The organism is Methylomonas sp. MS20 (assembly GCF_050275925.1).
Lineage (GTDB): Bacteria > Pseudomonadota > Gammaproteobacteria > Methylococcales > Methylomonadaceae > Methylomonas > Methylomonas koyamae_A.
Genome location: NZ_CP189962.1, coordinates 2,390,890 through 2,404,914, shown reverse-complemented (window position 1 = coordinate 2,404,914; position 14,025 = coordinate 2,390,890). Strand labels below are relative to the sequence as shown.

Below are 14,025 nucleotides of genomic sequence, written 5' to 3'. Positions count from 1 at the left end.
GTTAACAGGCACTTATCTATCGCAAACCCTTGTAATTCTCAAATAATTTCGAGGCAAAACAACCATCCCGAAATCGCGCATTTTTTGTTGGACAGTCGGAACTTTTTTCACTACACTTCGCCCACCTTTTACGGAGTGCATGCGACCCAAAGCGGTCGTAGCTTTAGGGGGAGGGAAGCGGCCTGTATAAAGGCTGAACAACAATAATAATTAGTGTAACTGCTTAACTAAACTGTCTTCGAGACAGGCGTCCACAACCATAACAACAATAATTACAACAACAGGACGGGCCCGCGTTAGCGGGCTTTTTATTGCCTATCGAATTTCCCCGCCTACGCGACTCTGTTCGACAATTGGCTAAGTCGGCCTTTTATCTTATAATCGAAGCCCCGCTTGGGCCGCGGCCCTAAGATCGAGCCGTCCTCAGTGCTCAGGCATCCTCACAAAACTCACCAAGGTTAAAACATGGCACGCGTTACCGTTGAAGATTGTTTAGAAAATGTCGAAAACCGTTTCAAACTGGTATTACTGGCCAGTAAACGGGCCAGACAATTGGAAAAAGGCGCGGACGAGTTCGTCCCGCGCGGTAAAGACAAAGATACCGTCGTGGCCCTGCGCGAGATCGCAGCCGGTTTTGTATCCGAAAGCAATGTCGACAGTCTGCATCGCGCCGGCTACGTTTCGGAAACCCATATCGAAATCTAAAGTCCATGCCCGAGACAGCCGCCAAACCCGCCCCGGCCCTACCCGCGATAGAGCATCCCGAAGAGAAACTGCTTCACCAGCTCTGCGAGGGCCTACGCGGCTATCTCGATGCCGACCAAGTCAACGACGTCGTCCGCGCCTACCATTACGGTGCGGCGGCACATTCCGGACAATTTCGCCGTAGCGGCGAAGCCTATATTTGTCATCCGGTTTCGGTGGCGATCACGCTGGCGAGCATGCACATGGATGTCCACGGCATCATGGCGGCGATCCTGCACGATGTCATCGAAGACACGCCGATCAGCAAGGAACAACTCGGTCTGCAATTCGGCGTCGAAGTCGCCGAACTGGTGGACGGCGTCACCAAATTGTCCAAAATCGATAGCCGCTCGCGTGCCGAAGCTCAAGCCGAAAACGTCCGCAAAATGTTTCTGGCAATGGCTCAGGATTTGCGCGTCATTGTCGTCAAGCTTGCCGACCGGCTGCATAACATGCAGACCATGGGCAATATGCCCTCCGACAAGAAACGCCGGATCGCCAAGGAAACCCTGGAAATCTACGCCCCGATCGCCAACCGACTCGGGATGAACGAGATCCGCCATCAGCTTGAATCGCTGGGGTTCAAGGCGCTCCACCCTTACCGTTATTCGGTGATTTCCAATGCCGTCAAAAAATCGCGCGGCAATCGTAAGGAAATCATCGACACGATCCAAAACGCGATCCAAAATCGCTTAAACGAAAGCAGTCTTAGCGCCACCGTGGCGGGCCGCGAAAAAAATATCGCCAGCATTTACCAAAAAATGCTGAACAAGCGCATCTCCTTCACCGATGTGTTCGATGTCTACGCCTTCCGGATTTATTGCGCCCAAGTCGACGACTGCTATCGGGCGTTGGGCTGCGTGCACAACCTTTACAAACCGGTGCCCGGCCGCTTCAAGGACTATATCGCCCTACCCAAGGCCAACGGCTACCAATCGTTGCACACGATTTTAATAGGACCCTACGGCGTGCCGATCGAGATTCAGATCCGCACCCACGACATGCATCGCATGTCCGAATCCGGGATCGCCGCGCATTGGCTGTACAAGTCGGATAAGGATAAAAGCGAGACGATACAGGCGCGCGCCAACGAATGGTTGCGCGATCTGCTGGAAATTCAAAAGTCCGCCGGCGATTCGCTGGAGTTCATCGACAACCTCAAGGTCGATCTGTTTCCGCAAGAAGTCTTCGTGTTTACGCCCAAGGGCAAGATCATCAAACTGCCGCGCGGCGCAACCATCGTCGATTTCGCCTATATGGTGCATACCGACGTCGGCAACGCCTGCATCTCGGCCCGGATCGACAAAAAGCTGGTACCGCTGCAAACCAAGTTGGAAAACGGCATGACCATCGAAGTCATCACCGCCGCCTGGGCCCGCCCCAACCCGTTGTGGCTGAACTACGTCACGACCGCCAAGGCCCGCAGTTGTATTCGCGCCTATCTGAAGAACTTCAAACAACAGGAAGCGATCAACCTCGGTCGCCGCCTGCTGGAAAAAGAACTGCAAAGCATCGGCATCCAGCTTGAACAGGTCGATAACAGCCGAATTCTGCAAGTGTTGCAAGTCTTGAAAAAGCACTCGTTGAACGACTTGCTGGAAGACATCGGTCTCGGCAACAAAATGCCGTTCCTGGTCGCGAAACACATCGCCCAAACCGACGTCAACGCCGCGGTCAAGCTGCACGACAACGTGCCCAAGGCCAGTACGCCGCTGATCATCAAAGGCACCGAAGGCATTGTCGTCAGCCTGGCCAAATGTTGCCGGCCAATCCCCGGCGATCCGATCATCGGCTTCTTCAATCCTGGCAAGGGCATCGTCGTTCATCACCACGAATGCCGCAACAGCAACGAAGTCAGAAAAAAACAAACCAGTTGGCTGGACGTGGAATGGAGCCCGGAAGCCAGCGGCGAATTCCCGGCCGAGATCCGCATCGAGTTATTGAACCAACGCGGTTCGCTAGCGACGATCGCCTCGACGATATCAGGGATGGACTCGAACATCGAAAACATCACCGTCGTCAGCCAGGACGATCGAGTGTCGGTCGACCTGCTGATCCTGGCGGTGCGCGACCGGGTCCATCTGGCCAACATCATCCGCAAACTGAAAAAACTTTCCATCGTTTTAAAAATCACCCGCATCAAGGCCTAACATGAGCAAGGAAATCATCTCCACCCCGAATGCCCCGCAAGCGATCGGCACCTATTCTCAAGCCGTCAAAGTCGGCGATACCGTTTACCTGTCCGGCCAGATCGCTCTCGACCCGGCCACGATGCAAGTGGTCGAAGGCGACGTCGCCGTCCAAATCCGCCGCGTGTTCGATAATCTGCAAGCCGTCGCCCAAGCCGCCGGCGGCGATCTCGGCGACATCGTCAAACTCAACATCTTTTTGACCGACCTCGGCAACTTCGCCACCGTCAACGAAATCATGGCCGAATATTTCAGCCAACCCTACCCCGCCCGCGCCGCTGTCGGCGTGGCTTCTCTACCCAGAGGCGTCGGTGTTGAAATGGATGGCGTGATGGTCTTGGCTAACTGATCATTCATCGCCGCGCTACCACATCCGGAGCGCGAACTCGGTGCCGACTTGCAGGCACGGACCTTCCCCTCGGTCAGTACGCTTTCCGCTTAGGCCAATCCAAGACCAGGCTTTATCAAAGGAATCCAGGCGAGGACTCCAGAAACAATTCGGTGCGAGAGACCTCGGTTTTACCGATCTCTTTCAAGGAATCGGATCGCCACCGTCGATGCCTCCAGCAAAGGCCTGCCGATCCGTACCCTAAGTTTGAAACACCGACAGCACTTGCAAAAAGCTCGGTTCGGGCGAAGCCTGCAAATGCAGACGCTCGCCGGTAATCGGGTGCGGAAAATCCAACGCGGTGGCCGCGAGCATTAATCGCCCTTGACCGAAACGCTCGGCGAAATAACGGTTGTGGCGGCCTCGGCCGTGATTGGCGTCGCCGATGATAGGGTGACTGATATGTTTCATATGCCGGCGCAATTGATGCTTTCGACCGGTTTCCGGGCACAACTCGACCAGACTGTAGCGACTCGTCGAATGGCCTTCAATCTCAACCGGGATTTCCGTCGTCGCCAGGCGCCGGTAACGGGTGCGGGCTTCACGCTCGGGCTGCGACTCGCCTTTCCGCCGCCGGTCTTCCGGCTCGTCGCGTAAAGGGTGATCGATCAAGCCGTGTTCCGGCAACCAGCCGCGTACCATCGCCAGATAGGTTTTGGAAACCTGACCCGCCATCAGCGTTTTGCCTAAGACACTCGCGGTACTCGGGTCGCGAGCGAACACTAATAGACCGGAAGTGGGACGATCCAGCCGATGCACCGGGTAGACGTGCTCGCCGCCGTTCATCGCTCGTGCATATTGCAGAGCGAACTCGGTTTCGTGCTTATCGATGGGACTGCGATGCACCAGTAAGCCAGCCGGCTTGTGTACGGCCAACAGCCACGGGTCCCGGTAAAGCTCGGTTAGCGGATTACACTCTAACGACATCGACGATTCGCTGGCCGATGTTGATATAGCCTAATTCGAGCGCGGCGAACTAAGAAGAACCTTGCGCGCCGACACTCAACCCGGCTGGCCGTCCAGGCGCGGCGCGGTCAATATTGGCGCATAGTAAAACGCAAACAGCGAAAACGCCGCCAGCCAACAATAGGCTGATGCCATCACCAGGCCGCCGTACCAGGTCGGCACCAGTGCAGGGACCAGCACCCGGAACAAGGCCGCCAGATTGACGGCGATAAAGGCGATCGCAATCACGTTGGAGGCTTTCAAGGCGCGTCCGGTGTGGCCGAGCGCGACCCTCGCCATCATGCCCAAGGTCAAAATCCCGATCCCGCCAACCGTGAATGCATGCAAGGCCAAGGCGGGCGCCACCCATTCAAACGCCGACAGCGCCACCAGAACGAAACCGACAATCACCCAAGCGTAGCCGATATACAACACCCACAGCAGCGGCACATACCAGATTCGCGGGTTGTACCAACCGCCGACGCGCAACAGGCTCAAAACCGCTGCCGCAAACGCCGCCGCCGCCAGAAACAGACCGGAAACGCCGATCAACAATAATAGAAATACCGCCGCGCCGGCCAAGATTGCCGCGATGTCCAAGGCCGGGCTACGAATGCAGATGACCCCCGACAAACCCCGTTCGGTAAAAAACGGGAACACCCGGCCGGCGATCACTAAAATCATCACGACCACCAGTCCCGCCATCAAATTCAGCCCCCGCGCGGCTCCGGCGACAGACCAGCCCAGCACTTCGCCGTGTATCCAGGCATTCGCCAGTGCCATCAGCAGTAGCAACGCGACGAACACCCCGTGTTGATATTGCCGGGTTTGTAAGATCGGTCGAGCGACAAAGTAAGTCAACGCCGGCAGAAAACTCCAATCGACCGCCGCGATTAACACGTCCGGCAGCCATTCGGAATAAAACGGCAGCACCCTGCCGTACAACCACAGAAAACTCAAGGATGCCAATTGATCCGGGCTGACCGTCTGCCGCGAGGTCCAGTTGGCGACGGCGGTCAACAAAAATCCGGCGATCACCGCCGAGGTGTAGCCCAGCAACATTTCGTGAGCATGCCAGAGCGTGCCTGGAAAATAGTGGTCGACATGCAGATTGCCGTTGGACATCGCGTTCCAAAGCCCAATCAAAGCCAGCGCCGATAAACCCGCCAACGCGAAAAACGCCCGAAAGCCCATCGCGAACAGCGGATAATCAAAAACCGGTTTGTTATTCATGCAAGCGCTCCTCCAGCCAATCGATTTCGTGATCCGAGAATCCGGCGATTATACGCACTTCTCGGTTAAACGGGCCCTTGGGCTTGCCTTGGTAATGCGTCAATAACAAGGTTTGGTAGTGCTGTTCCGGATTTAGTCCGCGTTCGGCCGACAAGCGCTTGAACCAATAGGAACCCCGCTCGACGTGGCCGATTTCATCCTGGTAAATCTGCGTCAGAACGGCAACCCCCGGCACATCGCCCAATGCCTGAAGCTTCGCGATCATGCCCGGCGTCACATCCAGGCCGCGCGCCTCCATGCAACGCGGCACCACGGCCAGACGGGCCAGCACATCGCCGACGGTATCCTCCGCATGCGTCCACAAGCCCCGGTGCGCGGGCAAATCGCCGTAATCCACCGAATAGCGGCGCATGTGCTCGCGAATCATCTCGAAATGTTCGGCCTCCTCGGCGGCGACGGCCAGCCAATCCCGATAAAAATCGGCCGGCAGGCCGCGAAATCGGTAGACCATGTCCCAAGCCAGATAAATCGCGACGAATTCGATATGCGCCAACGCATGAAAGAATGCCGCCTTGCCAGCATCGGAATCCAAGCGCCGCCGCGGCATGTCGCGCGGCATCGCCAGGATAGGCCGAGCCGGAAATACGGTATCGGCCATCGCCAGAACTCGGCCGGTATCGTCAAAGGCCAGCGCCCCGGCATCGCAAAGCTGCTTCGCACGCCGTGTGTGGTTTAACTTGGCGGCGATATCGCCGTCGAATAAACAATGTTCGGCAATCTCGAATAAATTTTCCAAATTCTCTCCGTTACCGCCGGTTATCAAAGGCCGGGAATCGGCCGAAACAGCGGTCAGAAGCGAGATTTTAACGGATAGCACCACGCTCGGCGCGCGCCGGCGGCAGACGATTCACGGTTAGAGGTGGAAATAGGCAATGGTTTTCTCGAGCGCGCCGGAAATACCCTCCAACTCCCGAGCGGCATCCGAGGTTTTGTGGACGGCTGTCGAGTTGTCTACCGTCATTTGCGCGATGCGCTCGACGTTACGGGCAATTTCGGAACAAGCGATGTTTTGCTCATGGATCGCGGCGGTGATTTGTTGAATGTGTAGCGCAACGTTCGCGGAGCTATTTTCGATCTCGTCGATCGACAAACCCGCCTGTCTGGCCAAGTCCGCGCCGGCATCGACCTGTGCCACTCCCGCCGACATCGTCGTCACCGCGCTTTGGGTGCCGCTTTGGATTTTCGCGATGGTTTGGGCGATTTCCAAGGTCGAACGCGAGGTGCGTTCGGCCAACTTGCGCACTTCGTCGGCGACCACCGCGAACCCCCGCCCCTGCTCGCCGGCCCGAGCCGCTTCAATCGCGGCATTCAAGGCCAGCAAATTGGTTTGATCGGCAATGCCGCGAATCACGTTGACGATGGCAGTCACTTCATTGGACTGCTGTTCCAGGCTGGCGATAGCCGCGGCCGAATCGGCGACCGCGGCGGCGATGTTGGCCATTCCGGAGGCCGCCCGCAAAATCACCTCGCGGCCCGCGCTGGAAATTTGCTCGGTTTGGCGGCTGATTTCGCGGGCGGAACTGGCGCTGTTGGCGACTTCGCTGATACTGGCCGTCATCTGTTGCACGGCGGCGGCGGTCGTGTTGGCGGCTTCGCTTTGAACGTAAGAAGCCTTCGATACTTCATCGGCGGTCTCCGCCAATCGATGCGCCGCCAGCGCGGCCCGATGCGAACCTTGCTCGATCGCACCGACAATATCGCGCAATTTATCGCGCATGCTGGCCATCGACGCGACCACGCTAGCGGCATCTCCCGGCTTGACCGGAATCTTGACCTTTAAATTGCCGGCGGCGATTTGACTGGCGATGTCGCTGACCTCGAACGCTTCGCCGCCCAGCTTGCCGAGCACCCCGCGTACAATGAACACTGCGGTGGTCAGGGAGAACAACACCACCACCAAACCCAAGCCCAGGTTAGTCCATTTCAACCCGGCAAATTGCGCCAACATGTCCGCGATTTGCCTATCCATCTTATCGGTCTGGGCGTCGCCGAGTTTGCCGATCAATCGAACGTATTCGCTAATGTTGCCGCGTAGCGTGTTGACCAGATACCGCTTGGCCTCGTCCGCCATTCCGGACTTCACCAACTCGACGTACTGTTTGCGATTGTCGGTATAGGTTTTACGAGCGGCGAGGGTCTCGGCCAGCAATTGCTTGTCCGCCGGATCGGCGACGGCGGCGTTCAAAAACTCGAAGCTGGCGGTGATACTCGCGCTATTGGCGGTCATCTCGTGGGTAATCGCTTCGATCTCGCCGGGATCGCTGGTTTCACCCAGTAACAGGGTATTGGCCCAGTTGCGCAACACGTTCATGCGAATGTTGTTGGCATGCGCCGTGGTCGGATACACCGTCTCCGAGATAAACTTGGCGCCGTCGCCCACTTCGCTGCTCTTGAAATGCGTCACGCCGACCATCGCGACGTTCAAAATCACGACTCCGCTGAGACTCCAGGCCAATAACGTGGCAATTTTCAAATTCGCCAACATATCTGCTTCTCCCTTATCAAGACGATGAGTGTCAGGGAAGTATAGACAACAAGCGAAAGCGTGGTTTCGTGAAGCGCGTTGACTGAATAGAGGGCCATCAAGCCGGCCGGGAAATACCGCCGACCGACACTGTTACGGGAACACGAGACTGGTAACTCGTTGTACCAAGTACCCCGGCCGATCGGCGGGATTCGGATACTGGCGCCAAGCCCGTGTTATCGCTCGGCGCCTATCTGGAAGATGGACTTAGTGACTGCAACCGGCACCGTGAACATGGCCGTGAGACATTTCGTCGGCGGTGGCCGGACGCACATCGACCACTTCGACGTCAAAGGTCAAGGCCTCGCCCGCCAGCGGGTGATTGCCGTCTATCGTGACGTCGTCGCCGTTGATTTCAGTCACGGTGATGACGCCGGAACCGTAATTGACGTCGGCGTGAAATTGCATGCCGACTTCGACCTCCATGTCGCCGAACATGGTTTTCGACACGACTTGCTTCATTTCTTCTTGAATTTCGCCGTAAGCCTGATCGGGCGCTATCGTGACGTTGAATTTATCGCCGATTTGCTTGCCGGCCAACGCCGCTTCCAAGCCGGCGATGATGTTGCCGGCGCCGTGCAAATAAACCAACGGTGCTTCGCCGCGCGAACTGTCCAGCTGCTCGCCGTCCCGGTTGGTTAAGGTATAATGAAAGGAGACTGCGGTATTATTGGTAATCTGCATAAAGCGCCTTGATAGGAAAAAATTTGAAGGCGCCATAATATAACCTTTTCCCCGAAAATACATGTCGCGCTGGAGACCTCCCCGCCCTAAATCGTCGCCGTATATCACCGCCGCCGGCTATCAAACCTTGGAGCTCGAGCTGAAACAACTTTGGGAACGGCGCAAGCACGTGACCGCCGCGCTGGCCGCCGCCGCCGCCGAAGGGGATCGCTCGGAGAACGCGGAGTACATCTACCGCAAGAAGGAACTGCGTGAAATCGATAGACGCATACATTATCTACAAAAGCGCCTGCCCGGCCTGACCGTGGTCGCCGAAAAACCCGCCCGCCAAGACCAAGTGTTTTTCGGCGCCTGGGTCACCTTGGAAACAATGGAGGGGGAAGAAATGACTTATCGCATCGTCGGCGCCGACGAAATCGACACGTCCGGCGGCTTGATCAGCTTGGATTCGCCACTGGCCCGCGCGCTGCTGAAAAAGCTGCTGGACGATGAGGTCGTGGTGCGCCATGCCGAGCAAGAAACCCGCTACTACATTACCGAAATTCGTTACTAAGGCCCATGAGCGCTCGCGCCGCTTGGTTACGTTTCAAGTTGTTGTTCGCCGCCGCCATATTAACCGTGCTGGACATCGGCCCGGTGCCGCTGTTCGGAATATTGATGATCTGGATCATCGCGTTTCGGCCGCGTTGGTTCAAAACCTTGCTGGACCGGGTTTACGAGACCTGAGCCATGCCTAAAACCGATCTCCCGCTTTTCGTCTACGGCACCCTGCGCGCCGGCTGCGGTCCCGCCCACCAGGATGTTTTGAGCGGCGCGGCGGCCTTGGGGCCGGCGAGCTTGACTGGAGCGCTTTACGATGTCGGCGACTACCCGGCCGCTGTCGCCGGCGACGGCCAATACCTGATCCACGGCGAACTTCATGATTTACGCGGCGATGCCGAGCTGTTGGCCCGCCTGGATGCCTACGAGGAATGTTCCGCCGAATTTCCCGAACCGCGCGAGTACCGCCGCGAAATCGTCGAAGTCACCCAAAATCAGCGTATCCGCCCGGCCTGGGCCTATTTGTACAACCGGCCAACCCACGGACTACCCCGCATCGAATCCGGCGATTACCGCCAGTATCTGACCCTGTTAAATCCATGATTACCGTGATCCAACGCGTCCGTCACGCCGAAGTGGTCGTGGACGGCATCGAAATCGGCCGGATCGGCCCAGGCATCCTGGCCTTGGTCGGCGTCGAAAAGCCCGACACCCGAAAAAGCGCCGACCGCCTGCTGGAACGCATTTTAAGCTACCGGATCTTCGCCGACGCCCAGGGCAAGATGAACCTGAGCCTGCGCGACATCGGCGGCGGCCTGCTGTTGGTGCCGCAATTCACGCTGGCGGCCGACACCGATAGCGGCAACCGGCCCAGCTTTACCGCCGCCGCGCCGCCGGCACTGGGCCGCGACTTGTTCGCCTATCTGCAAGGTCGCGCGCGCGACCTCCATCCCGGCGCGCAATTCGGCCGCTTCGGCGCCGACATGCAAGTCTCGCTGACCAACGACGGCCCGGTGACCTTTACATTACGCAGCGCGGATAAGTCCGAGCGATAACGATCATCCCGCTCCACCGTTACCGCCGCCCGGCTGAACGCCTGCGCTCCGCTCCGGCTGTCCGTCCGGACTCGTGCCTGCCTGCCCGAAGCGCCTTCAACCTAGGGCAAGACGGAAACCGAAGAAGTTGTAGTAGCGCTCGGCAGGCTGGTCTCTGCGACGGATCGCGGAACGCACGAACCCGCCACGGTCGCTCCAGCAGCCGCCGCGCGACACGCGGGCAACGTCTCGATCCGTTGGATCGAACAGCGGATCGGTGACATTGTCGCTGCCCAAATCCTCCCGCCAGCCGTCCCGGCACCATTCCCAGACATTGCCGTGCATTTCGTACAAGCCCCAGGGATTGGCCGGCAGGTGTTTTACCGCCACCGTGGCTGCCCGGTATTCGCCTTCTTCACCGCCAGCATACGGGAATTGGCCGTTGTAGTTGACTTGCCGCGGGCTGATGTTATCGCCGAAACTGAACGGAGTTTCGGTGCCGGCCCGGCAGGCGTACTCCCATTCGGCTTCGCTGGGCAACCGGGCCTGCAATCCGCCGATTTGCCGGTTTAACCATTCGATAAAAATTTGTACGTCTAGCCAACTGACCGTTTCGACCGGCTTGGCGGGATTGTCGTTAAAACGGCTGGGATTCTCGCCCATCACTGCGTGCCACAATGCTTGGGTGCAGGCGGTATCGGCCAACCAGTAGCCTTGGCTCAGCCTCACCCGGTGCCAAGTTTCTTGAGCGTCATCCCAAGGCTCGCGCTCCGGCTCGTCCGGCGGCGATCCCATCCAAAAACTGCCCGGCAACAGCCAGCGGAAACGCTGAATGACGCCTGAATAATGCAACTCGGCAAACAAGCCGAACCCATCTTCGCCCCAGGCGCTGGCCCAAGGCGGCGGAAAGTTGGCGGGCAATAAGTGGTGGTCGTTGCTCATACGGTCTGTTCGAGTAACTGGTGGCTAGCGTAGCGGCCGGAAGCGCCTTCAACCTAGGGCAAGACGGAAACCAATGCTGATGATACGGCTGCCAGGCTGGAACCTGAAACGGATCGCGGAACGTACGAGCCTGCCGTTAAAGTCCCAGCTGCCGCCGCGCAACACGCGGACAACGCCTCGATCCGTTGGATCGAACAGCGGGTCGGTGACATCGTCGCTGCCCAAGTCCTCCCGCCAGGCGTCCCGGCACCATTCCCAGACATTGCCGTGCATTTCGTACAAACCCCAGGCATTGGCCGGCAGGCTTTTTACCGCCACGGTGGTTTGCCGGTATTCGCCCTTTTCGCCGTTATGGTAAGGGCGACTGCTGTCGTAGTTGACTTGTCGTGGACTGATGTTGTCGCCGAAATTGAACGGGGTTTCGCTGCCGGCCCGGCAGGCGTACTCCCATTCGGCTTCGCTGGGCAACCGCGCCCGCAGTCCGCCGATTTGCCGGTTCAACCGTTCGATAAAGGTTTGTACGTCGTGCCAACTGACCGTTTCGACCGGCTTGACCGGATCGTCGTTAAAATGGCTGGGATTTTCGCCCATTACCGCTTGCCAGAACTGCTGGGTGCAGGCGGTGTCGGCCAGCCAGTAGCCTTGGCTCAAGGTCACCAAATGCTGTGTTTCGTCATCGTATCGTTCCGGCTCGGAAGCCGGCGAACCCATCAAAAGACTACCCGGCTCTATCCAGCGGAAACGCTGCGTTACCGTATTGAACTGTAAATCGGCGTACAAACCGTAGCCGTCCACGCCCCATTCGCTGGCCCAAGCCGGCGCGACGAATGGCTGGATCGCGATTTCCCGGCGGCCGGTATGCAGCCAAAGTTGTTGGTCACTTTCGCGGCTAAATGGTGTTGCGGCCGCTTGCAACAGCGGATCGGCCAATAAAGGCTGTTGCAACCAATACCACGGCCGATAATGCCGGGTGTGCCCGGCCGATTGCAGCGACCACAGCACGACCGGTCTATCCAGTTTCAGGGTTAACAGACGTTGCCGGCCCGGCTCGGCCGGGGCATGGGGCCGCCGGTCCACCATCGCCAGCGTCCCGTCGTGGCGCCACAGCAGATCGACGGTTAGCGGGGCTATCGGCGGTTGACGTTGCAGCCAATCCGCGCCGTTCAAACCGGCCGGCAAGGGCCGGCGATCCAAAAGCCGGTGGCGGCTAACCGCCACCGACAAGTGGTTCAGGTAATCCTCGCCGGCCAGGCTGGCGGCGGCGTGCTGCAAATGATGGTCTGCGATGTTCAGCAGCAAATGCCGTTCGGCCGGCTGGTACTGGTCGCCATCCGGCGTTTGCAGGCTTTGGGTGAGTTTACGAAAAAACCGCCGGGCATTTTGGGCGTGCTCGGTTTCCGGCACCGCCGACTCCGCATTCACCAGGCCGCACCACATTAGGGTTTCTTCATGATGAATCATTTGCGGCAAGCCGGCATGGTAATCGCGCAGACACGCCAGCAAGCGTTGCTGTAACGCCGGTTCAAGCCCGGAAAACTGCCGTTGCAGCTCGGCCGCCGCGATTTCATTGACCGCGCAGGCGGTGGCGGCGGTATTCAAGCGAGCGTCCAGCCAGACCGCGCCTTCCAGGCCGGCGTTATCGGCCTGCGTCGGCAAACTAAGCCGCAATGCCCTGAGCAAGGCCGGTTCGGCGCGGGTCGCCATTGCCAGCCAGATCAGCAATAGCCGGTAAGCCGGGTCGGTGTCGTCCTGCGCGCCGGCTTGATGCTGCGGCGATAATTTGGCGATAGGCCGCAGACTGTTATCGGGGCCGAGGCGAAGCAACGGCATTAAATTCGCGGTTTCCGCGACCAATTGGCCGTGCGCCAGCGGCGCGGCGATCAAACAGGCGATGTCTTGACGGCGCAAGCCTTGCAAGCGCCGCTGCCAGTGGTGCCGGGCCGAGGGCCGGATGGCGTCGAGCATGCCCAGATCGCTGGCGATCAACAGGGTTTCGCCGCTGTCGGCGCTCGGCCAGGGCCTGGTTTGCGTGCCGCCGCTCGCCGGCCAAACATGCAGCCGTTCCGCATCCGAGCGGTACAGCAGCGACACGCTTAATCGCTCTCTCAACAATGGCTGCAGATGGCCGGCCAGCCAGCGCCAGTCGTCCCAGTAGGGCGTCAGCCGGTCGGAAAAATCCAGAATCAAATGCAGTTTGGCCGGCCAGCATTGGCGGATTTGCCTAGGCAAGCGGCTGACCGGTTTGGCTTGCGCCAATTGCCGGGTCAGGCTGGCCACGTCCAAGCCGGCCGAATGACGCCGGCTGACGGTTTGATGCAGACGCGGCCACAGCCGGGTCCACGGCACCAAGGGCTGAAACGGCGGCGCGGTCGCGTCCGCGTTCCAGGGCGCTTGGTCGGCATCGCTCAATACGCCGTAGTCGGTGGCCGCCGCCGGCTTTTGCCAGTATTCGGAACTGGCGACGAGTTCCAAGCGTTGGGCATGCATGGGCCGGAACAGGCCGCGCGGTAATCGGGCCGCCCCGCCGTCTGAGATTAAGTGACTCTCAAAGCCGGTTCCGGTCAGAGTCCCAACACCGGGATCTACATTGACGCTTTTCGGCGAAAACTCGAAACCCAGCACCTCCGCCAGCGCCATCAAGCGTTCGTCGTCCGCGTGCCTATGGTCCGCCAGCATTTGCAGCAAATCGGCGCGGCCGAGCGCGGATTGGTTGGCGATGTCTATCCGCATGGTGCTAAGGAT

Annotated in this window: 14 protein-coding genes; 7 read left to right on the top strand and 7 right to left on the bottom strand. The window is 58.8% G+C overall.

The annotated features are described in order from the left end of the window. The first annotated feature begins 465 nt into the window (after positions 1-465). The 3 genes from rpoZ to ACQE3D_RS10425 are packed head-to-tail and all read left to right on the top strand — an operon-like array spanning position 466 to position 3,282. Positions 466-705 carry a DNA-directed RNA polymerase subunit omega gene (rpoZ, locus tag ACQE3D_RS10435; protein ID WP_064031788.1) on the top strand — a complete coding sequence of 80 codons (240 nt, stop codon included), beginning with the start codon at positions 466-468 and terminating at the stop codon, positions 703-705. Between the two features lie 5 nt (positions 706-710). Next, the gene (locus tag ACQE3D_RS10430) at positions 711-2,894 is read left to right on the top strand and encodes a RelA/SpoT family protein (RefSeq protein ID WP_064031789.1); all 2,184 of its coding nucleotides are present in this window, start codon (positions 711-713) and stop codon (positions 2,892-2,894) included. A 1-nt stretch (position 2,895) separates the two neighbouring features. Next, positions 2,896-3,282, top strand: a complete 387-nt coding sequence (locus ACQE3D_RS10425; RefSeq protein WP_064031790.1) for a RidA family protein — start codon at positions 2,896-2,898, stop codon at positions 3,280-3,282. 240 nt (positions 3,283-3,522) lie between these two features. On the opposite strand, the gene ACQE3D_RS10420 is transcribed toward ACQE3D_RS10425, so the two are convergent. From ACQE3D_RS10420 to ACQE3D_RS10400, 5 genes are all read right to left on the bottom strand, one after another. Beyond that, complete coding sequence (locus tag ACQE3D_RS10420) at positions 3,523-4,248, bottom strand: pseudouridine synthase (RefSeq protein ID WP_064031791.1); 726 nt, start codon at positions 4,246-4,248, stop codon at positions 3,523-3,525. 75 nt (positions 4,249-4,323) lie between these two features. Beyond that, entirely contained in the window at positions 4,324-5,499 is a 1,176-nt protein-coding gene (locus ACQE3D_RS10415) for an NnrS family protein (RefSeq protein WP_064031792.1), read from the bottom strand. Then, positions 5,492-6,295, bottom strand: coding sequence for a ferritin-like domain-containing protein (locus tag ACQE3D_RS10410; RefSeq protein ID WP_064031809.1), 804 nt, complete (start codon positions 6,293-6,295; stop codon positions 5,492-5,494). The genes ACQE3D_RS10415 and ACQE3D_RS10410 overlap by 8 nt, the downstream gene beginning before the upstream one ends. A gap of 117 nt (positions 6,296-6,412) precedes the next feature. Then, entirely contained in the window at positions 6,413-8,044 is a 1,632-nt protein-coding gene (locus tag ACQE3D_RS10405) for a methyl-accepting chemotaxis protein (RefSeq protein ID WP_064031793.1), read from the bottom strand. Between the two features lie 246 nt (positions 8,045-8,290). Further along, positions 8,291-8,767 carry an FKBP-type peptidyl-prolyl cis-trans isomerase gene (locus tag ACQE3D_RS10400; RefSeq protein ID WP_313728028.1) on the bottom strand — a complete coding sequence of 159 codons (477 nt, stop codon included), beginning with the start codon at positions 8,765-8,767 and terminating at the stop codon, positions 8,291-8,293. Between the two features lie 61 nt (positions 8,768-8,828). Here ACQE3D_RS10400 and greB point away from each other — a divergent pair, with 61 nt between their 5' ends. From greB to dtd, 4 genes are read left to right on the top strand one after another with little or no spacing between them, the layout of a single operon-like run. Continuing rightward, a complete protein-coding gene (gene greB / locus ACQE3D_RS10395) occupies positions 8,829-9,320 on the top strand; it encodes a transcription elongation factor GreB (RefSeq protein WP_168030642.1) in 492 nt (163 codons plus the stop codon). 5 nt (positions 9,321-9,325) lie between these two features. After that, entirely contained in the window at positions 9,326-9,493 is a 168-nt protein-coding gene (locus ACQE3D_RS10390) for a hypothetical protein (RefSeq protein WP_281023158.1), read from the top strand. A 3-nt stretch (positions 9,494-9,496) separates the two neighbouring features. Next, positions 9,497-9,910 (top strand): gamma-glutamylcyclotransferase family protein, encoded by a 414-nt coding sequence (locus tag ACQE3D_RS10385; RefSeq protein WP_313728029.1) that lies wholly within the window; start codon positions 9,497-9,499, stop codon positions 9,908-9,910. Further along, positions 9,907-10,362, top strand: coding sequence for a D-aminoacyl-tRNA deacylase (dtd, locus tag ACQE3D_RS10380; protein ID WP_313728030.1), 456 nt, complete (start codon positions 9,907-9,909; stop codon positions 10,360-10,362). Before ACQE3D_RS10385 ends, dtd begins: the two co-directional genes overlap by 4 nt. A 96-nt stretch (positions 10,363-10,458) precedes the next feature. On the opposite strand, the gene ACQE3D_RS10375 is transcribed toward dtd, so the two are convergent. Both ACQE3D_RS10375 and ACQE3D_RS10370 read right to left on the bottom strand, forming a co-directional pair. Next, complete coding sequence (locus tag ACQE3D_RS10375; protein ID WP_313728031.1) at positions 10,459-11,283, bottom strand: formylglycine-generating enzyme family protein; 825 nt, start codon at positions 11,281-11,283, stop codon at positions 10,459-10,461. 48 nt (positions 11,284-11,331) lie between these two features. Further along, entirely contained in the window at positions 11,332-14,013 is a 2,682-nt protein-coding gene (locus ACQE3D_RS10370) for a formylglycine-generating enzyme family protein (RefSeq protein WP_313728032.1), read from the bottom strand. Between the last annotated feature and the right edge of the window lie 12 nt (positions 14,014-14,025).